Source organism: Arthrobacter terrae, assembly GCF_015708085.1.
In the GTDB taxonomy this organism is placed as follows: Bacteria; Actinomycetota; Actinomycetes; order Actinomycetales; family Micrococcaceae; genus Arthrobacter_M; species Arthrobacter_M terrae.
In genome coordinates, this window is record NZ_JADNYM010000009.1 from 97485 (window position 1) to 116952 (window position 19468).

Here is a 19468-nt window from a genome sequence, read left to right on the forward strand (position 1 = left end):
TAGAGCTGTCATCGGTACAATCAACGGAACACGCGCAGCGGCCCCGGCATCCTGCCGAGGGCTGCAGCAAAGACAGATAAAAGACATGGGAAGGGCCTTGGGTGAGCGAGAACCTCCTCACGCACTATCAGGTGCTCGGCATTGCGGCGACAGCGACGGAACGCGATATTAAGACCGCTTACCGCAAAGCTGCGCGGCTGGCGCACCCGGACCATGGTGGCGACGCGGCCGCATTCCTGCTGGTTACAGCCGCGTACGAGACGCTGATCAATCCACAACGCCGTGCCGCCTATGACCGTTCGTACGGGGCAGGTTCACAGCGTCGGCCAGGCTGGTATCGGCACTCTTCGCCGGCCGGCGCCGGCCCGGCCGCCCCCGGCCCGACTGCCCCCGGGTCCTCAACGTCCTTCGCCATGGGCCGTTCGCAGCGGGTGCCGAAGGTTTCCGCCAGCGATCCGGCGGTCTATGTTCCCGCCTTTACCGATTTAGCGGCGGGAACGGCGCCGCTGCTGCCGCTGGCCCGGGCGGCTCAACAGGTCCACGGGGCGCCGCGTAAGCGCGGGGTGTTCGGTGCGCAGGCGCGCCTGGCGCGGGAGGCTAGAACCATTCAGCTCACGATGGCACAGATTCTGCCGCAGATCCCGTCGGCGCGACTCGTCAACGGGCTTCTCTCCCCGGCGGACAAGGGCTATATCGACCATGTCCTGCTCGCCGGTTACCGCATGGTACTGATCGGCTCCATGTTGCTGCCGGAGGGCGCATACCGTTTCAACGGGAGTTCACTGTTGCACGGTGGCAAGGTCATCGAACCTCCCAGAATGCTTCCAGCCGTTCGGACAATGCAGCAGTTGTTTCCCGAATGCAATGTCACGGGCTGGATCTGCGTCCACAGTCCCGATGGCAGTCTGTACCAACCGGTGATCGACTACGCGCCGGGCGCAGAGCCGGACGGTGCCAACCTGGTTAACGCCGTCAATGGGTCGCGGCTGGTCCGCGAGGTCAAACATTTTCTCGCGGCCGGCCCGGCGCCGAACGTGGTGGATCTAGCCGTGCTTAGCCGGCTGCTTGGCGGCATGTACTAAAGAAGCGGCATGTATTAACAGGTTAGTAGCGGAAAACCGCAGCAATTTGGCTCCCGCCCGGAAGGTCGGCGTCCTCGACCGTATGGACCTGACCGCCACCTGCCAGAGTGCCGACTGCGGCGAGGTCCAGCTGCTCGCACGAGAGGTACTCAGCTGCCTGCCCGAGCTCGATGATGGCGGGGCTGTCAGCCGCCGCTCGTCCCCAGCAATGCGGATCCACGAAGAGTGTTTCCACTCGTCCCGTGGCCGCTGCCGCGCCGATCTCCTCCGCGTCCGTCGAGGCGCGGCCGGTGCCCTGCAGCTGCGCGAGCCCTTCAATGGCGCGCCGCTTGACCGTACTCAGATGCTCCGCAATGACAGGCCAGGCGGCCGCGTGGAGTTTCTCATCGGAGAGCTGGTCGGGATTTTGCCGTACGTCCCCGACGACATGCGGGTAGGTCCGCACCTCACGGTAGATGCCCAGCATCTTGTCCAGCCCGACAACGACCATGGGCAGATCCAGCTCGGCGAGAATGTCATGCAGGCCCTTTCCCACCAGCTGCAGGAAGCGCCGGACCTCATCGGTTTTGAAATCATCATCGGTCCCGCCGTGGCCAAAGAATACGGCCGCGCCGGAGGGTCCCCCGGAGAGTGAGCGGGTCATCGTCTCCGCCCGTGGTTCGCGGGGCGCAGAAACATCGCGCAGGCTCACGGGAATTTCGCCGAGGTCCATGTTCGTCACCCGGTCGCGGGTCCCGTCCAGCAAGCGGATCTGCCGTTGACTGATGGTCAGCAAAAGGAATCCGCCGTCCCCGGAAATCACCGGCAGCAGCGGGCTGATGACAAAATGGTCGCCCACGGCCGCCAGCTCCGGCAGGCCGACAGGGACGCGGAATTCGCGGTGCCAGCCGGGCCGCAGAAAGACCGCCAGCCCCTCGCTCATGTACTGCCAGGCCCTGCCGTCCTCGTGCAGCGCCCAGGCCGGGGCGAGCAGCTCATCAATCTCAGCTTTGCGCAGACCCTTGTCCGTCAGCGCCGTGGCCACCCCAACGAGCAGGTTTTTCCACGCCAGCGGGTCCGCTTCCGTGCCGCTGCCGGAGCGGTGCGTAGGCATGAACAGCGACACATGAATGCCGCCCGTATCCTGCGCTCCGAGCTCCTCGAGTTGGGTTTTAGTCAAATGATCCATGGTGTCCTCCGCATCGTTACTGCCCGGGACTGAACTCAACTAACGTCCCATGCTTTCGACCCTAGCGACGTCGCCCCGGCAAGTACAGAGTATGCCGCCTGACCGGTTGATGGTCCGCTGCCCAACCTCTCTTTCAGCCACGGGCCACTAGGATGGAGGCGTGTTTCGCATCCTTTTCTATACTCCTGAGATCCCCGGTAATACCGGCAACGCGATCCGGCTTGCCGCCATCACCGGCGCCGAGCTGCATCTGGTGGAACCACTGGGGTTTGATCTCGACGATTCAAAACTCCGCCGGGCAGGTCTGGATTATCACGATCTGGCCGTTCTCCATGTGCACCAAACCTTGCAGGACGCCTGGCAGGCACTGGCGCCGGAACGTGTGTTCGCCTTTACCTCCGACGGCGAGAGCTCCTACGCACAGATCGAATACCGCAAAGGCGACGTGCTGATGTTCGGCCCGGAATCCGTCGGGCTGCCCGAATCCGTCAAACACGACGTTCACGTCACGGCCAGGGTCAGGCTGCCCATGTTACCGAGTCTGCGGTCACTGAACCTCGCCAATTCGGCCTCCATCGCCGTCTATGAGGCATGGCGACAGCTCGATTTCGCCGGCGCGCAGCTTTGAAACCCGCCCCACTTTCGAGAGGTACTCATGTCCGCACGTGATCCTGGTCTGGCCTTCACCGATGGCGCCCTGCAGTTCGAAACGTGGTCCGACCGGCTGTGGGACCCAATGGGGCTTGCGCTCGTGGATGCCGCTGCGCTGCAGTCCGGTGAGCGGGTCCTGGATGCCTGTTGCGGTACCGGTGCCGCCACGCTTCCCGCTGCGGCCGCCGTCGGCCCGGACGGCAGCGTTGACGCCGTCGACCTATCCACCGGTCTGCTGCGCCTGGCGGCAGCACGGGTGGGTGCGGCTAAACTCCTCAACACCACTCTCACCGAAGCGGACGTCACGCAATGGCGCGGACACCGGACCTTCGACGCCGTGCTGTGTTCCTACAGCATGTTCTTCTTCTCCGATATGGAAGACGGCGTGGAACACCTTGCGTCGATGCTTCGCCCCGGCGGCAGGTTCGTCACCAGCACGTGGCTCGCCGGCGCGCTGGAACCCTTCGCCGGACGGATCCTTGACGCCGCGGTCACCGAACGTCCGCGCCTGGCTGGGGTCCTTCCGCGTCCGAACCGAAACATGAACAAGGTTTCTTCCGCTGCCGCTCTGAGAGCGTGGCTGCAGGACCGTGGCCTCATGAATGTCACTGTGGCGGAACGCGAACTGTCCCTGACGGTGGATGACGAAATGGCGTGGACCCTGGTCATGGGCAGCGGCTGGCGGACGTACCTGCCCCGGGACCCCGAAGCCATAGAACGGGTACGGAAACTATTTGTCCGGTCGGTAGGTCCGCAGGTGGAGATGAATTCCGACTCGCTCGTGGGCGTGGGCTATCGCGCATAGGGCGCTCCAGTCCAGCTGGCCCACCCATCCGTCCTGGCCCTGGCTCCGAATAGATAGTGGAACCACCAACCCGGGAAACCGGTCTACAGCGGAATAGAGGCGGGCAGATGTCGGCAGACCTTCGATGGCCCGCAGCACCGGCGCTGGCGGTAGGGCGCGGACACAGACCACGCAGGACCACCGGTTATCCAACGTCCCGGTACGTGGGGCCGTTATGCTTGGGCGTAATGGATACCCCACAGACCGCACGACTGCCAGAGCCGCCCCGGCAGCTGCACGCATCCGGCGAGGCCGGTGATTCCGAGCGGGACAACCTTGTCCGGCTGATTTCACTCACGGCCTCCGGTGATCAGAGCGCGTTTTCCCAGCTGTACCACCTCACCGCCAAGCGTGTTTACGGCATGGCCAGGCGCGTACTGATCGATCAGAATCTGGCCGAGGATACAACGCAGGAGGTCTACCTTCAGCTCTGGCAATCCGCGGCGAAATATGATCCGGCCGCCGGTAGCCCGCTGGGCTGGCTGATGACAATCGCCCATCGCCGCGCCGTCGACAAGGTGCGCTCCACGCAGAGTGCTACAGACCGTGAGGCCCGTTACGGCGCGACGAGCCAGGTGATTGAGCACGACGACGTTGTCGATACCGTCAGCGAGCGGCTCGACGCCGAAGCGGTGGTGAAGTGCCTGGCTACGCTCACCCCGACGCAACGGGAATCGGTGAATCTGGCCTATTACGGCGGCCTGACTTATCGGGAGGTCGCGGAGAAGCTGGGCGCCGCCGTACCGACCATCAAGTCCCGGATCCGGGATGGATTACTACGGTTGAAGAACTGTCTGGGAGTCAGCTGAGGTGAATACCAAAGATATGCCGAGCAACCAGTTTGCAGATAACATCGCCCTTGATCTGGCTCAGGGCCGGCTCCTGGAGTTATCCGAGATCTACGCCGTGGATGCCCTCACCGACGCCGAGCGCACCGAAATCGACGCGTTCGTTGCGACCGGGCCGCCGGAGCAGCGGACAAGGTTCGAACAGCGTGTCCGGCAGACCCAGGAAACCCTCGCGAGTGCGTTCGCCATGGAGCAGGCCGATCCTCCCGCCTCCTTGTGGGAGAATATCCTGGCACAGCTTCCCAAGGTGTCGGACACTTCCAGCGCAGTGGCCCCTGTTGCGGTCGCCGCAGAAGCAGCGGATCCCGCCGATGAGTTATCGGTCCGGCGCGCACGTAAAGCGGGCCGGCCCGGGCTTTCAACGGGTCGCCGCTGGCTTATCGGAGCTGCTGCCGCGGCGGCAGTTATTGTTGGCGGCGTCGGCGTCGGCGCGAATATCATCAGTAGTCAGGACCCCGGGCACCAGATCCTCAACGCCGCTGATGTGCAGACCAAATCGGTTGACTTCCCGGGAGGCGGCAGCGCCACACTTGCCATCTCCGGATCGAAGGACGGCGCCGTTGTCACCATGGACGGGGTTTCTGCTCCGCCCCCGGGCAAGGTGTACCAAATGTGGCTGATCCCCAAGAACGGCTCGGCGCCGATCTCACAGGGAACCATGGATGCCGCGGCCCTGTCCAAATCTGCCACGATCACGGGGGTCGACGCCGCATCGGCCTTTGCTGTCACTGTTGAACCGGACGGCGGATCCCAAAAGCCCACGCTGCCTCCCCTGGCCGCGCTGCCGCTGAGCACTTAGGTCATCGGCCCAAACGTTGAACTCTGAACGGGCCCGAAGCACGGGGACCAGTATGCGGTCCCCGTCTCAGCCCCTGCGGCGTTTAATTTCCGCGGTAGCCTGCGGCAGCACGGTGAACAGGTCTCCGATGACACCGAAGTCCGCGATCTCAAAAATGGGAGATTCACCGTCGCGGTTCACCGCCACGATTACCTTGGACGTTTGCATTCCGGCCTTCTGCTGGATGGCTCCGGATATCCCCGCTGAAATGTACAGCTGCGGCGATACCGTTTTGCCCGTCTGTCCGACCTGCGCCGAGTGCTCAATCCAGCCCGCATCCGTAGCAGCCCGGGATGCCCCCACGGCAGCACCGAGTGCGTCCGCCAGCTCCTCAACCGGACCAAAGTTTCCGTCCACGCCACGGCCCCCGGCTACGACGATGCGAGCCTCGCCCAGTTCCGGACGTCCGCTGGCGGGCTTGGCGCTGCGCTCGGTGATCTTCGCCGTCAGGCTCGCCGCACCGAAGCTCACACTCACGGCCTCCACTACCGGTTCTGCAGGGTCCGCTGCTGTTTCGGCATGGACGCTGTTGGACTTCACTGTGATGATGGAAATCGCGGTCGTAGCCCGGCAGGTGACGGTGTAGGAACCCGCCAGCACGGATTTTTGTGCGCCCAGCCCGGCGTCCAGCCCCACGGCGTCACAGATCACGCCGGCGGACAACGCAATACCCAGGCGTGCGGCAATTTCCTTGCCCTCAGCACTATTCTCCAACAGCACAGCGGCAGGTTGATGTTTTCCGGACACCTGCGCCAGGAAATCCGCCTTCGGCGCTGCGAGATAGTCAAACAGCTCGTGCTGCTCACTCTGGTAAATGCGTCCCACGCCAGCTGCGCCAAAGCCAGTCCGGGCAGCCGGAAAAAGCGGTCCGGCAAGGGCGACGACGGGCTCCCCCACCGTCCTGGCCAGCGTCAGCAACTCCTGCGTGCGCGCGGAAAGCCCGGCGTCAGCGGCAGCGCCATGCCGGTCGACAAAAACGAGAACTGCGGACATATTCTGGTCCTTCCGGCTTAGAGCAGTTTCTGGGCGGCAAGGAAGTCAACCAGCAGAACGCCGGCATTTCCTTCGTCCGCGATGATGGTGCCCGCGGTCCGCGCCGGCTGGGCCTGCGCGGAGTCGATGGCAGTCCAGGATCCGGCGCTTCCCACATGGGCCGGGTCCACGCCGATGTCGGCCAGGCTTAGCGTCGTCACCGTCTTCTTCTTCGCGGCCATAATTCCCTTGAAGTTCGGGTAGCGGGGCGAATTGATCTGGTCTGTCACGGAGACAACCGCGGGCAGCACAGCCTCGATGACCTCAGCCTCCGTATCGCCGTCCCGGCGGATGACCGCCTTCCGCGTGCCACCGCCGGCTTCCGAGTCCTCGGACGTGACCTCCAGGGAGGCGGCGAAGGTCAGCTGCGGCAGTTCCAGCCGTGCGGCAAGCTGGGCAGGGATCAGCGAGGTCTCCCCATCCGTGGAAGCCATCCCGGTGATAATCAGATCCACCGGGCGCTCCGCCGGAGACAGGTGGCGTACCAGCGCCGCGAGCGCCAGGGATGTGGCCGCGGCATCGGATCCGGCCAACGCGTCGTCGCAGAGGTGAACACCCTCGAACGCCCCGATCTGCAGGGCTTTCCTGACCGCCGCCACTGCACCGGCGGGGCCCATCGTGAGCGCGGTGACACTGTTGCCTGCCGCCGCTCCGCCACGTTCCTCCACCAGCGTCAAAGCTGCTTCAATGGCGTATTCGTCCAGTTCGGAGAGGATACTGTCCGTGCGTACGACCGTATTATCATTGGCACTCAATTGCCGATTCAGCTGCGCATCCGGTACATGTTTGACCAGGACCACTATGTTCAGCGTCGAAGTTTCCACTGCTGCCCTTCATCCTGCCGGTGTTATAGATTCCTCCCCGAGCTTAGTGCGTCCACGCCGACGGCCGGTATTTTCCGCCTCCGTACACCGGCTGACCCGGCTCCGGAGATGAGGGCTTGGCCGCAGTCTTCGGCCGCGGCCGGCGGCATGGCGATCCGCTTACGAGGAGGCCGGATACCCGGCTCTAACTGCGCTGCATATCGTTGCCGGCATGGTGATGCCCGACGACGGCACCTGAGGTTTTGCGGGCCCCACCGGTGACGTGCTGGTCAACACCCTCTTTGAGACCGGACGTGCCGGGCTGCTGTGCGCGGCATACGCGTCGTCTTCCATTAGAGGGCGCTGATTATTCCCGGACAGAGGGACCGGGTCCGCTGCTGCGGTCCCGGTCCCTGCTCTCGTGCCCTCTGGCTCTGGTTCTGCCGGCCGCTAGCTTGCCGAGTCCAGAGTCACGTCCACGGACTGCTGCTTACCGTCACGCAGGAACGTCGCTTTGACCGTCGCTCCGGCTGCCTGCTCACGAACCGCCGCGGTCAGAGCGGAAGCATCGTCAATGGAGCGGGTGCCGAAGTTAGTGATAATGTCACCGGCCTTGAAGCCAGCCTTATCCGCTGCGGAACCGGAGACCACTGAGGCAACAACGGCACCGTTGGAGAAGGTGCCGTTACCGGACTGACCGGCCGCGCTGCCCTTTACCGAGACGCCCAACTGTCCGTGAGTGGCAGTGCCATTGTCAATGATCTCCTGGGAGATGCGCTTGGCGGTATTGATCGGGATGGAGAAACCAACCCCGATATTACCGGATTGGCCGCTCGAACCGGAGGAGGCGCCGGCGGAGGCGATCGCCACGTTAACCCCGATGATTTCTCCCTTGGAGTTTGTCAGCGCACCGCCGGAGTTCCCCGGATTAATGGCCGCATCGGTCTGAATCACGTTAAGGTTAACGGTTCCGGTGGCGGCAGCGTTGGAACCGTTGGAGCCGTCCGGCGGCGCAAAATTGAAGCCGTTTCCACCGTTGCTGTCCCCGTTGCCTGAGGAAGAATCGCTCTGTGACTTCGGCACGGCCGACGATGCCACCTGAATAGTCCGGTTAAGTGTGGAGATGATGCCATCCGTGACGGTGCCACTGAGGCCCAGGGGGGCACCGATGGCAATCACGGTCTCGCCGACATTAATTTTGGACGAATCTCCCAGCGCAGCCGGCACCAGCCCGGGTGCGTCGATCTTAATGACCGCCAGGTCAGAGAGCGGATCCGTACCCACCACCTTGCCCGAATAAACCTTGCCGTCATTGGTGCGGACCTCCAGCGTTGCACTGGCCGCAGCTCCATCCAACGTCACCACGTGGGTGTTGGTCAGAATATGTCCATCCGTATCCAAAATAATGCCCGACCCTGTTCCCCCGGAGTTACCGGAAACGGCGGAGATGGTCACGACGCTGGGCGAGGCCTTCTGCGCGGCAGCCGTTACGGCATTGACGTCATTTGTATTGTTGACGATCAGCGGGACATTCGGAGCGGCCTGGCTGCTGCTGCCCGTTGGAGTCTGGCTACCCAGCAGAGCCGACGTTCCTGCGGCCGTTCCGCCGCCGACAAGTGCCGCTGCGACCATCCCGGCAACGAAGATCCCGGCGCCTACTTTTCTCTTTTCCCGGCGCCGGACGGGGGCCTGTCCGGCACCACCGTATACCGCGGAGCCGCTCTGTGGCTGGCTCGAGGGATACGGGGTCGCGCCGTAAGTGGTTTCCGCAGGTGTCGCAGGGTACTGCTGGGAGGGGTACTGCCGGGTTGGATATTGCTGAGTTGGATATTGCTGAGTTGAATATTGCTGAGTTGGGTAGTTCTGGAAGGGGTAGTCCTGGGTGTCCTCGGCCGATGACTGGGCAGGTCGCGGGGACGACGGCGATCCTGCCGGGTAGGTAGGCGGCGTTCCGGGAGGAACCGGGGCGTCAAAGGATGCCTGAGCATGCTGGCCGAAGCCCGGCTGACCCGACTCGTGCTGGCCGTAGCCTGCCTGCCCCTCTGAGCGACGGACGTCGGGTCCGGCGTCAGCACCGGCACCACCATCAGGTGTGCCATCAGGTGTGCGATGTGCAGCAGCGCTGCCTTCAGCGGCGGCGGTCGGTGCCGCGTGGGTTTGAGCTGCGTCGTTCTCGGGCGTGCGGGCGTCGTTAGGGACGGCATCGCTGCCAAAGCCGGACTCGCCGCCATTGTGCTCGGTCATTGGAGTTCCTTCCTCGTCGGTAGTCCAACTATGAACTGTGGAACTGGACCCTTCGCGAACGTTCACTGGGAGGTTCCTGTGAGCGCATAAGCGAGTCCACCTCCAGTATCCCGCCGCCGGGTCCTTCTTGTCCGCCCACTTGGCTGGGTGGATTTGCAGTACCTGCCGCGCGGGTACCCGCCGCCGCGGTGTGGACGGGCTTCTCCTGCCACCATAGACTCAATGCAACTCACCACGGCTGCGCCTCTGCCTTCCACGGCTGGCAGTTGTGGGATCCGCCCGGAGTGCGCCTATCACCGGCCTTCCACTGACGGGTTCGCAGGTACGCTCCGAAGGGATATAGATGCGGTCCGGTTTCAGTTTCTTTACACGCCTTCTTGCCGCCGCGGGACTGGCCGCACTTCTGTTGGGCGCACTGCTGCTTGTACCTGGCGCAGCCGCCAACGCCGAGCCTCCGGTCTCAATTCCGGCCGGTCAGCATGTGGTGGACAATGCCGGCGTGCTCGGCAGCCGGGCCGGCGATGTCAACGACGCCATCACCAAACTGGCCAAGGATCACGGCTATACCCTATTCGTCGTCTATGTGAAGTCCTTCGATTCCATGGACCCGCAGTCATGGGCCCAACAAGTGGTCGACAGTAAGAACATGGGCAGCCATGATGCCCTGCTCGCCGTCGCCACACAGGACAGTCAGTTCGCCTTCCTCGGCGGCAAAAACACCGCACTGTCCGCCAAACAGGGTGAAAGCATCATCGGCAAGGCGATCAAGCCTCAGCTCAGTGCCCACAACTGGGCACAGGCCGCTATTAACGCCGCGGCCGCGCTGGGCGACGCGGCCAGCGGCGGCAGCGGGACCGTCCCTGACCCCACCGGTGGCTACGTCGCCCTCGGAATTGGCGGCGTCGTCGTCCTTGGCGGTGCCGGTACCGCGCTCGCCATCCGCAGTAAACGCCGGAAGGCGGCCCAAGTGGCTACTGAATCTGGTTACGGGCCCGAGGGCGAAAAACTGGATCCGATGGCGGGAACCAGCATTCCGGAGCTGCGCCAAAGCGCCGGGTCCTTGCTTATCGCAGCCGACGACGCGATAAAGTCCAGCGAACAAGAGATCGGTTTCGCCCAGGCGGCCTACGGGGATGACGCAGTCAAGCCATTCCAGCAGGCCCTACTGGAGGCGAAAGGGCATCTGCAGGAGTCATTTAAACTGCAGCAGCAGCTTGACGACGCCATTGTGGACACAATCGAGGAGCAGCGCGCCTGGTACGGAGACATCATCAGGCGTTGTGAAGCCGTCAACGCGTCCCTGGAAGCGCAGAAAGCTGAATTTGATTCGCTGCGCGAACTGGAAAAGAACGCTCCGCAGGCCCTGGCCGATGTTGCGGAAGGCCGTGAAAAAGCCGAATCGTCTATTGCCCAGGCGAGGACTGCTTTGACCGAGATGCAGCACCGGTACGCGGAATCGGCGCTGAGCACCATCGCGGATAATGTCGAACAAGCTCAAGATCGCCTCGAATTTGTCCAGACCGCTTCGCAGACCGCACAGGAGAAGATTGCTTCCTCGGATGTCAGCGGTGCCGCCGTCGCGGTTCGGGCCGCCGAGGAAAGCCTACATCAGGCCAAACTCCTGCTCGACGCTGTGGGGAAGGTCGCCGCGGATCTAGACCAGGCCATGGCTGCACTTCAGGAGTCCGTCGCCGACACTGCCTCCGACCTCACACAGGCAAAGGCTCTGGTCTCCGGCCGCACGGACGCACAGTTCTCCGCTCAGCTCGCGGCCGCGGAGGCCGCGCTGGACCAGGCACGTAAGCAGCTCACCACCGGATTGCCGGATCCGATTAACGTGCTTGCCCGCTTGGAGAAGGCCCATGCTGATCTGGACGTGATGCTCACTGGAATCCGGGACCAGCAGCAACAGAGGACCCGGGCCTTGGCATCGCTGGCGCAGAACATCCGGGCGGCGCAGGCGCAGATCTCCTCCGCGCAGGACTACATCGCTGCCCGCCGCGGCGGGGTTCGGTCCGAGGCAAGGACCCGCATTGCCGAAGCTCAACGCAACCTTGACTACGCGCTGTCAATTCAGCGTACCGATCCCGTGTCGGCCCTGACATATGCTCAACAGGCCGGCGCGCTCGCCCAACAGGCCGTCACACTGGCCCAATCGGATGTCTCCGGTTTTGGCGGCGGTGGTTACGGCGGTTACGGCTCAGGCCGCGGCATGGGCGGCGGGTTTGGCGGCGCCATCCTTGGCGGGATCCTGGGCGGCATGCTCTCCGGTGGAGGACGCGGCGGCGGAAGCTGGGGCGGCGGCGGTTTTGGCGGTTTTGGCGGTGGTGGTGGCGGCTTCGGCGGCGGCGGCGGCTTTGGCGGTGGCGGCGGTAATTTCTAGCAGGCCCTGCCGGTAGCCAGCCGCGAGGTTTTTTGACACGCTTGCTTCAGCTCGACACATTCGTTCTTCAGAGGAACTCAACAAGAGCACGACGGAAGGTAAGACGATGGTAAAGCAGTCCATTTTCGGCCGCATCTCACAGTTGGCCAAGGCCAATATCAACTCACTGCTGGATCAGGCGGAGGATCCACAGAAGATGTTGGATCAGATGGTCAGGGACTACACCAACAACATCGCGGAGGCCGAGTCCGCCGTGGCGCAGACTATCGGAAATCTGCGCATGCTCCAGGATGACTATCAGCAGGACATAAAGGCCTCGCAGGACTGGGGCACTAAAGCCCTCGCGGCCAGCCGCAAAGCGGATGAATACCGCGGCGGCGGAAACGATCCCGACGCGCAGAAGTTCGACAATCTTGCCAAGATCGCTCTGCAGCGCCAGATGAGCTCGGAAAACGAAGCCCGGTCCGCCGAGCCCAGCATCTCCTCGCAGTCAGAGGTGGTGGAAAAACTCAAGACCGGCCTGAACCAGATGAAGTCCAAGCTGGGCGAGCTCTCCGCTAAGCGCAATGAACTGATTGCCCGTTCGAAGACGGTCGAGGCGCAGACCCAGGTCCACGATGCGCTCAAAAGCATTGACATTATGGATCCGACCAGCGAAGTCAGCCGCTTCGAGGACAAGATCCGCCGCGAAGAGGCGAAAGTCCGGGGCCAGGCCGAGCTGCAGGCCTCCAGCCTTGACGCCCAGTTCAACAGTCTGGAGGATCTGGGCGAGCAGGCCGAAATTGAAGCCCGCCTCGCCGCGCTGAAGTCCGGTTCGGGCACGCCGCCGGCCGCCCTCCGGTCAGGTGCAGACTTGACCAAAAATGCCGCAGCTGGGAGCCAGTTGGACGAGGCGGAATTCGAGAACCTCTAGGGCAGCTGGAATTCAGGTGTGGTTCCCGGGGCGCTCCCCTGGGAACCACACCTGCGATGCGTCGGTTGTAATAGGGAGGACGATAATGTAGGGTCGAGGATACGTAGGGGAGTATCCGTTACGCTGCATACGTCAACACGTGGGGCAATGGCGCTCTGCCGGGTGCAGCGGTCAGCATTGAGCTGATTGGAGAGACTTATGGTGATCACACCTGTCCTCACCACCCTACGAAAGCAGCCATCATGACTGTATCCCCCCTTATCTGGGGCTTGACCATCGTCCTCATTCTGGGACTTCTGGCCTTCGATTATTTCTTTCACATCCGCAAAGCGCATGTACCCAAACTCAAAGAAGCGGCTCTTTGGTCCGGCATCTACGTCGGCTTGGCGCTGTTGTTTGGCGTGGCCCTGTGGATTTACGGCGGGGCCGAGATGGGTACTGAGTACTTTGCCGGTTACGTCACCGAAAAAGCCCTCTCTGTTGACAACCTCTTCGTTTTCCTGATCCTGATAGCGAGCTTCCGCGTTCCGCGTGAAGACCAGCAGAAGGTCCTGCTCTTCGGAATTGTCTTCTCCTTGATCGCCCGGACCGGATTTATCTTCCTCGGTGCGGCACTGATTAATTCCTTCGCCTGGGTCTTCTACATCTTCGGCCTGATCCTGCTGGTCACCGCCGGCAACCTGCTCAAGCCCGAGAAGGAGGACGAGGGTACTGCGGACAATTTCATCATCAAGCTGGCTCGCCGTTTCTTCCACACCTCGGAGAACTACGACGGGGACAAGCTCTTCACGCACGAAAATGGCAAGCGCGTCCTGACGCCGATGCTGCTGGTGATGGTGGCGATCGGCGGGACGGACCTGCTTTTCGCACTGGATTCCATCCCCGCCATCTTCGGACTGACACAGAACGTTTACATTGTCTTCACGGCAACGGCCTTCTCATTGATGGGGTTGCGCCAACTGTACTTTTTGATTGATGGACTGCTGGACCGCCTGATTTACCTCTCCTTCGGCCTGGCCGCCATCCTTGCCTTCATCGGCGTCAAGCTGGTGCTGCACGCGCTGCATGAGAACAACCTTTTCTTTATCAACGGCGGCGACCCTGTGCCGGTTTTCGAAATCAGCACCGGCCTGTCCCTGGCCGTCATAGTCGGCGTGCTGGCCGTCACGGTGGCTGCCTCGCTGCTGAGCCCGGCGGGCAAAGCTCAGGCAGCAGTGTCCGGAATCCGGCACCATGCTACGGAGTATCTGGATCTGACGTACACGGCAGATCACTCAGAGCGCGAGCGGGTTTATGCGTTGATGACGGCCGCTGAGGAAGAAATCCGTAAAATGCCCCTCAAACACCGGGACCAGGCCAAGGATGTGGAGGAGATTCGCGGCCTAGTGAGCCGGGCGCATGACGAGCATGCAAAGTTCCCTGCCGCCTAACTCCACGGCCGCCGGAAGGCTGGTCCGGGCCCTGCCGCACAGGGTCCGGACCAGCCTTTTCCGGGCACGAATTGCTGGTGGCCGGTTACGCGCCCGCGACGGTCTACATCTGGGTGAATGCCGCCGTCGCCGGATCGGCGCCAATTCGCTGCCCCGATTCAAGCGAGCCGACGGCGGCGAGCTCCTCGGCGGAAAGTGCCACGGAAACTGCGGCCAGGTTTTCGCGCATTCGCTTCGAGTCCGCGGACTTCGGAATAACGATGTTTCCCGAGCCCAGGTGCCACGCCAGCACAATCTGCGCCGGCGTTGCACCGTGTTTGTCTGCCAAGCGGCCTACCGTGTCAGCCGCGAGGTCGCTGCCTTGGCCCAGCGGGCTGTACGCCTCGACCGTAATGCCGTGGGACCTGCTCTTCGCTGCTACCTCAGCCTGCTGGAACGTGGGGTGCAGCTCAATCTGATTGACCGCCGGCGTCGTATTCCCGGCGGCCAGCAGCTTATCCAAGTCTCCGGCCAGAAAATTAGAGACTCCGATAGCGCGGATCTCGCCCTTGGCATAGAGCTTCTCCATGGCGGTCCAGGCCTCAACGAATTGGTTCTGGGACGGGACCGGCCAATGGATCAGGTAGAGATCCACAAAATCCAGACCCAGCGCCTTCCGGCTGTTCTCGAACGCGGCCGCGGCATTCCCCTGTTCTCCATTCCGCAGCTTGGTGGTAATGAAAAGCTCTTCACGCGGGATTCCGGACGCGGCAATTGCTGCGCCCACGCCCGCCTCGTTCCCGTACGCGGCGGCCGTGTCGATGTGGCGGTATCCGGCTTCCAGCGCGTCCTCGACAATTTTTCGGGTGTCCTCCGGCGGGACCTGGAAAACTCCGAACCCCAGTTGCGGAATGGTCACGCCGTTATTGAGGGTCAGCTCGGGGACGTTTGCATTTGGCTCATTAGACATAGGTTGCCTCTCCAGACTCGTGTCCCGGCAGCGGTATGTTCCGCCGTCCTCTTCCCAGCCTAGACTCGTTGGGAGCAGACTGGAGCCATGAAATTTACTCAGTTGGGCCGAACGGGTCTGAAAGTTTCCCGCCTCTGCCTTGGCACCATGAACTTCGGGCCGCATACGGAAGAAGCCGCCGCGCATGCCATTATGAATTCCGCCCAAGCTTGTGGGATCAACTATTTTGATACGGCCAATGTGTACGGCGGCGGGCAGCACCGCGGCTGGACGGAAGAAATTCTTGGCCGCTGGTTCTCCCAAGGCGGCGAGCGCCGCGAACACACGGTGTTGTGCACCAAGCTTTACGGCACCATGACTAATTTCCCCAATGAGTCCAAATTGTCAGCGTTGAACATTCGTCGCGCCCTGGATGCCAGCCTGAAACGTCTGCAGACGGATTACATCGACGTCTATCAGTTCCACCACGTGGATCGGAACACGCCCTGGGAGGAGATCTGGCAGGCCATTGACGTCGCCGTCCAGCAAGGGAAGATCCTGTATTCGGGCAGCAGTAACTTTGCCGGCTGGCACATTGCACAGGCTCAGGAGGCCGCTGCCCGGAGACACTCCAACGGGCTGGTCAGCGAGCAGTCCATCTATAACCTCCTCACCCGGGACGTGGAGCTTGAGGTCATACCGGCCGCGCAACACTACGGCCTGGGGCTTATTCCATGGTCCCCGCTGCACGGCGGCCTGCTGGGGGGTGTGCTGAAAAAGGAGCGCGACGGCGTCAGGCGCACCGAGGGGCGCGCGAAGGAAACCCTAAAAAAACATCAAGACCAGATCCGGCAATACGAGGATTTCTGTGCTGAGCTCGGTGTGGAGCCCGGCAACGTTGCGCTGGCGTGGCTGCTGCATCAACCCGTTGTCACGGCGCCGATCGTGGGACCGCGCACCCAGGAGCAATTGGACTCTGCCGTCCAGGCGCTGGATGTCACCCTGGACGACGCCGCACTGAACCGACTGGATGCTATCTTCCCCGGCCACCGGACCGCCCCGGAAGATTACGCCTGGTGAACGGCTCCGGCTTACGTCTGTTATTCCTCGGCGGTACCGGTGTGATCAGCGCAGCGGCTGTGGAACGCGCCGCCGGGTTGGGCCACCGCGTCACGGTGCTCAACCGCGGTGCCTCTTACCTGCGTCCGGTTCCCGACGGGGTCGAAGTATTACACGCGGATGTCCGCGACGAAGCCGCGCTCGGGGCGACCCTGGGCAATCGGGAATTTGACGCCGTCGCCGATTTTCTCTCCTTTACTCCCGAGCATGCCGCTGCGGCGGTTTCGCGCTTTGCGGGACGGACCGGCCAATACGTCTTCATTAGCTCCGCCTCCGCCTATCAAAAACCGCCGGCGCGGCTTCCTATTTTGGAATCCACGCCACTGCGGAACCCGTTTTGGCGGTACTCCCGGGACAAGATTGGCTGCGAAGATCTGCTCGTAGATGCGTACCGGACGGACGGCTTCCCGGTGACAATCGTGCGCCCCTCGCATACATATGACCGCACCTCCATGCCCTTACTGGGTGGCTGGACGGACATTCACCGGCTCCGGTCCGGGCTGCCGGTACTGGTGCATGGCGACGGCACCTCGCTGTGGACGCTGACACACAGCAGCGACTTCGCCTTCGCCTTCACCGGTCTATTGGGCCGCCCGCAGTCCGTGGGTGAAAGCTACACCATCACCTCGGACGAATTCCTGCCCTGGGATCAGGTTTACCGCCTGCTCGCCGCGGCAGCGGGCGTCCCGGAGCCGGAACTGGTGCATGTGTCCTCGGCGACAATCGCGGCGTACGCACCGTCGCTGGGTCCTGGATTGCTGGGCGACAAGGCGCACTCGGTGATTTTCTCCAATGCCAAAATCAAGTCCCTGGTGCCCGGATACCGTGCGGACATCCCGTTCTCCACCGGCGCACGGGAAATCATCGGCTGGCACGACGCGCACCCCGGGACACAGACCGTGGACCCGGACTTCATGGCCGTCTCCGACGAGTTGGTCGCCTGGGCACGTGGGGCCCCGGGCTCCGCCAGCGGATCGTGAGCTGACCGTCCCTGACGTCCCGGCGGGTATCCAACCGGACCTTCGCCGGCAAGGTATGGACCTCGGCGCTGCTGCGTTGCGGGGGCAGCCAGGCCCCGGCTACATATAGATGACTGTGGTGGTATTACTGGCACTGTCCCAGACGATGGAGCCGTGCTGGAAGTCGCTGCGCCGGCCGCCGGTGACATCATATTCGTCGGTAACGGGGTACCCCAGCGCACTGCGCTCCCACCCCAGTGCACCCCACCGCGCTCTAATCGCCCCGAGCACGTCATGCGCTCCGGTCAAGGGGGTCCAGTAGATGGAAGAACTCCCGTTAAGGCCGCTGAAGTTGTTGTACCGTCCCACGCCGTCGGGAGAACCGGTCTCGTCGCTCACCGGATATCCCATCAGCCCGCGTTCCCAGCCCAACGCCCCCCAGTGCGCGCGGATCGAGCCCTGTATCGACCAGGCGCCGGTAGCGGGCGTCCAGTAGATCGAGCCCCCGATACCGCCGTCGAAGTTGTTGTACCGTCCCACACCGTCGGGGGAACCGGTCTCGTCACTCACCGGATATCCTATCGGGCCGCGTTCCCAGCCCAGCGCGCCCCAGTGCGCGAGGATCCCGCCGTGCACCGACCACGCGCCGGTGGCGGGCGTCCAGTAAATCGTCCCGCCCGCGCCGCCGTCGAAGTTGTTGTGGCGGCCCACCCCGTCAGGGGTTCCGGTCTCGTCCGTCACCGGAAAACCGAGGAAACCGGCCGGACCGCCCAGCGCCCAGTAGTGGGCGCCGATGGCTCCGTGGACCTCGTATGCGCCGGTGCGGGCCGACCATAGGATCGAGCCGCTCTGATAGTCGCGTCCTCGACCGCCCGCCACCGGATATTCGGCCCCGATCGGCAGGCCGAGCACCGAGGCGGCACCGCCGAGCGCCGCATAGTGCTGCGCTATCGGGCCGGAAGCGTCCGGGCAGGAGACCAAGCCGGCCTGGTACTTTGTTTCCAGCACAGTCTTCGCGTCGGCCTGCACTTGTGCGGCAAAACCCGGGTCCTGACTGGTCTGCACCAGCACAGCGTCTACCATCAACCCGATGTCGGCCGACGAGCCGTCCAGCACCACCGTGCCGCCTGCGGCAAGGAACTTTATGGCGCGCTGGGCCGGGGTAAGGTCGCTGACGGCGGCGGCGTTCATGCTGTCGGACATGATCACACCGGAGAAACCAAGGTCGCCGCGCAACATCGTCTGCATCACCGTCTCAGAGAACACCGCGCGCAGACCGTCGATCCGGGTGTAGCGGGCCTCCGAAATCATTACCACCGGCAGTCCCTGCGCTACCGCAGCGGCAAACGGCTGCAGGTAGGGGTCTCCGCGAGTGGTCACGTCGTCGGCGACCCCGAAGGTGGTGTCGGTGTTGTCGATGACCCGGCCCAGCCCGGGGAAGTGCTTGCCGGTGGTCTGTACCCGGGCATCAGTCATGCCGGCCGCGAACGCGGTGCCGTGCGCGGTTACCGCGCCGGGGACATAGCCGTACTCGCGGTCGTAATAACCGATGGGGATATTTCCGGTGCCCAAGCTGGCCGGTACGGTATCCAGCACCGGCGCGAGGTTGAGGTTTACACCAGCCGAGAGCAGTTGCGCGCCCCAGGTGGCGGCCGCAGAGCGCAGATCCGCCGGCGCCATGCCGCCCTGCGAGAGCGCGGTCGGTATAGCGGAAACACCAGGACCGTTCAGCACCTGCACGTAGCCGCCCTCCTGGTCCGCCGATACCCACAGCGCGACGCCGGCGGTGCTGGTAGCCTGCGCCTGCAGGGCGTTGGTTACCTGCCGGGTAGGGTCCACCCCGGCCGCCGTATGGCCCATCAGCACCACGCCGCCAAGATGCTGCGCGGTGATGGAATCCAGCTGGGCCTGCGTCGGCCCGGTGCTGCTGACCCCCATAACGAACAACTGGCCGACCTGCTGTTCGGGCGTCATCTGCGAGAGCACCGCCGAGACGCACATTTGGGCATCCGTGGCAGGCGCTGACACGGCAGGCGCGGTTGCCTGCGCAGGCACAACCACTGCGGCCGTCGTCAGTGTTGCGGCGGCCATCGCCGCCGTCCAAAACACTACCCATCGGACAAATACGCCAGAGATCATCACAACCTCCTCCATCTCGCGTACTCACGGTACTGCTGGACGCGCACCGACCACAATGGCAGTCACAGCTTCAGCCAAACCGTGGCC

At 63.4% G+C, this 19468-nt stretch carries 16 protein-coding genes; 10 read left to right on the forward strand and 6 right to left on the reverse strand.

The window, feature by feature from the left end; translation table 11 throughout:
* Window positions 1-101: 101 nt before the first annotated feature.
* The gene (locus IV500_RS08710; RefSeq protein ID WP_196396410.1) at window positions 102-1082 is read left to right on the forward strand and encodes a J domain-containing protein; all 981 of its coding nucleotides are present in this window, start codon (window positions 102-104) and stop codon (window positions 1080-1082) included.
* Between the two features lie 22 nt (window positions 1083-1104).
* On the opposite strand, the gene IV500_RS08715 is transcribed toward IV500_RS08710, so the two are convergent.
* Window positions 1105-2289, reverse strand: coding sequence for a baeRF3 domain-containing protein (locus IV500_RS08715; protein WP_196396411.1), 1185 nt, complete (start codon window positions 2287-2289; stop codon window positions 1105-1107).
* Window positions 2290-2410: 121 nt separating this feature from the next.
* On the opposite strand from IV500_RS08715, the gene IV500_RS08720 reads away from it, so the two are divergent.
* The 4 genes from IV500_RS08720 (at window position 2411) to IV500_RS08735 (ending at window position 5392) form a co-directional block, all read left to right on the forward strand.
* Window positions 2411-2878, forward strand: coding sequence for a tRNA (cytidine(34)-2'-O)-methyltransferase (locus IV500_RS08720; protein WP_196396412.1), 468 nt, complete (start codon window positions 2411-2413; stop codon window positions 2876-2878).
* Window positions 2879-2905: 27 nt separating this feature from the next.
* Window positions 2906-3706, forward strand: a complete 801-nt coding sequence (locus IV500_RS08725) for a class I SAM-dependent methyltransferase (protein WP_196396413.1) — start codon at window positions 2906-2908, stop codon at window positions 3704-3706.
* 227 nt (window positions 3707-3933) lie between these two features.
* The gene (gene sigK / locus IV500_RS08730; protein ID WP_196396414.1) at window positions 3934-4554 is read left to right on the forward strand and encodes an ECF RNA polymerase sigma factor SigK; all 621 of its coding nucleotides are present in this window, start codon (window positions 3934-3936) and stop codon (window positions 4552-4554) included.
* A 1-nt stretch (window position 4555) separates the two neighbouring features.
* Window positions 4556-5392, forward strand: coding sequence for an anti-sigma factor (locus IV500_RS08735; protein ID WP_312875870.1), 837 nt, complete (start codon window positions 4556-4558; stop codon window positions 5390-5392).
* 66 nt (window positions 5393-5458) lie between these two features.
* On the opposite strand, the gene IV500_RS08740 is transcribed toward IV500_RS08735, so the two are convergent.
* The 3 genes from IV500_RS08740 to IV500_RS08750 all read right to left on the reverse strand — a co-directional run bounded on the left by IV500_RS08740 (window position 5459) and on the right by IV500_RS08750 (window position 9510).
* Window positions 5459-6424: an electron transfer flavoprotein subunit alpha/FixB family protein gene (locus tag IV500_RS08740; RefSeq protein ID WP_196396415.1), complete on the reverse strand. Its 966-nt coding sequence runs from the start codon at window positions 6422-6424 to the stop codon at window positions 5459-5461.
* 17 nt (window positions 6425-6441) lie between these two features.
* The gene (locus tag IV500_RS08745; RefSeq protein WP_196396467.1) at window positions 6442-7272 is read right to left on the reverse strand and encodes an electron transfer flavoprotein subunit beta/FixA family protein; all 831 of its coding nucleotides are present in this window, start codon (window positions 7270-7272) and stop codon (window positions 6442-6444) included.
* 444 nt (window positions 7273-7716) lie between these two features.
* Window positions 7717-9510 carry a trypsin-like peptidase domain-containing protein gene (locus IV500_RS08750; RefSeq protein ID WP_196396416.1) on the reverse strand — a complete coding sequence of 598 codons (1794 nt, stop codon included), beginning with the start codon at window positions 9508-9510 and terminating at the stop codon, window positions 7717-7719.
* Between the two features lie 343 nt (window positions 9511-9853).
* Between IV500_RS08750 and IV500_RS08755 the strand changes: the two genes are divergently transcribed.
* The 3 genes from IV500_RS08755 to IV500_RS08765 all read left to right on the forward strand — a co-directional run bounded on the left by IV500_RS08755 (window position 9854) and on the right by IV500_RS08765 (window position 14236).
* Entirely contained in the window at window positions 9854-11893 is a 2040-nt protein-coding gene (locus IV500_RS08755) for a TPM domain-containing protein (RefSeq protein ID WP_196396417.1), read from the forward strand.
* A gap of 106 nt (window positions 11894-11999) precedes the next feature.
* Window positions 12000-12806, forward strand: a complete 807-nt coding sequence (locus tag IV500_RS08760; RefSeq protein WP_196396418.1) for a PspA/IM30 family protein — start codon at window positions 12000-12002, stop codon at window positions 12804-12806.
* A gap of 242 nt (window positions 12807-13048) precedes the next feature.
* Window positions 13049-14236 (forward strand): TerC family protein, encoded by a 1188-nt coding sequence (locus IV500_RS08765; RefSeq protein ID WP_196396419.1) that lies wholly within the window; start codon window positions 13049-13051, stop codon window positions 14234-14236.
* A 103-nt stretch (window positions 14237-14339) separates the two neighbouring features.
* Here IV500_RS08765 and IV500_RS08770 read toward each other — a convergent pair whose 3' ends face one another.
* Complete coding sequence (locus IV500_RS08770) at window positions 14340-15185, reverse strand: aldo/keto reductase (RefSeq protein WP_196396420.1); 846 nt, start codon at window positions 15183-15185, stop codon at window positions 14340-14342.
* Window positions 15186-15272: 87 nt separating this feature from the next.
* Between IV500_RS08770 and IV500_RS08775 the strand changes: the two genes are divergently transcribed.
* Window positions 15273-16244 (forward strand): aldo/keto reductase, encoded by a 972-nt coding sequence (locus IV500_RS08775; RefSeq protein ID WP_196396421.1) that lies wholly within the window; start codon window positions 15273-15275, stop codon window positions 16242-16244.
* Window positions 16241-17263 carry an NAD-dependent epimerase/dehydratase family protein gene (locus IV500_RS08780; RefSeq protein ID WP_312875871.1) on the forward strand — a complete coding sequence of 341 codons (1023 nt, stop codon included), beginning with the start codon at window positions 16241-16243 and terminating at the stop codon, window positions 17261-17263. Before IV500_RS08775 ends, IV500_RS08780 begins: the two co-directional genes overlap by 4 nt.
* A gap of 99 nt (window positions 17264-17362) precedes the next feature.
* Here the strand turns inward: IV500_RS08780 and IV500_RS21430 are convergent, their stop codons facing one another.
* The gene (locus tag IV500_RS21430; RefSeq protein WP_230854718.1) at window positions 17363-19381 is read right to left on the reverse strand and encodes a glycoside hydrolase family 3 N-terminal domain-containing protein; all 2019 of its coding nucleotides are present in this window, start codon (window positions 19379-19381) and stop codon (window positions 17363-17365) included.
* Between the last annotated feature and the right edge of the window lie 87 nt (window positions 19382-19468).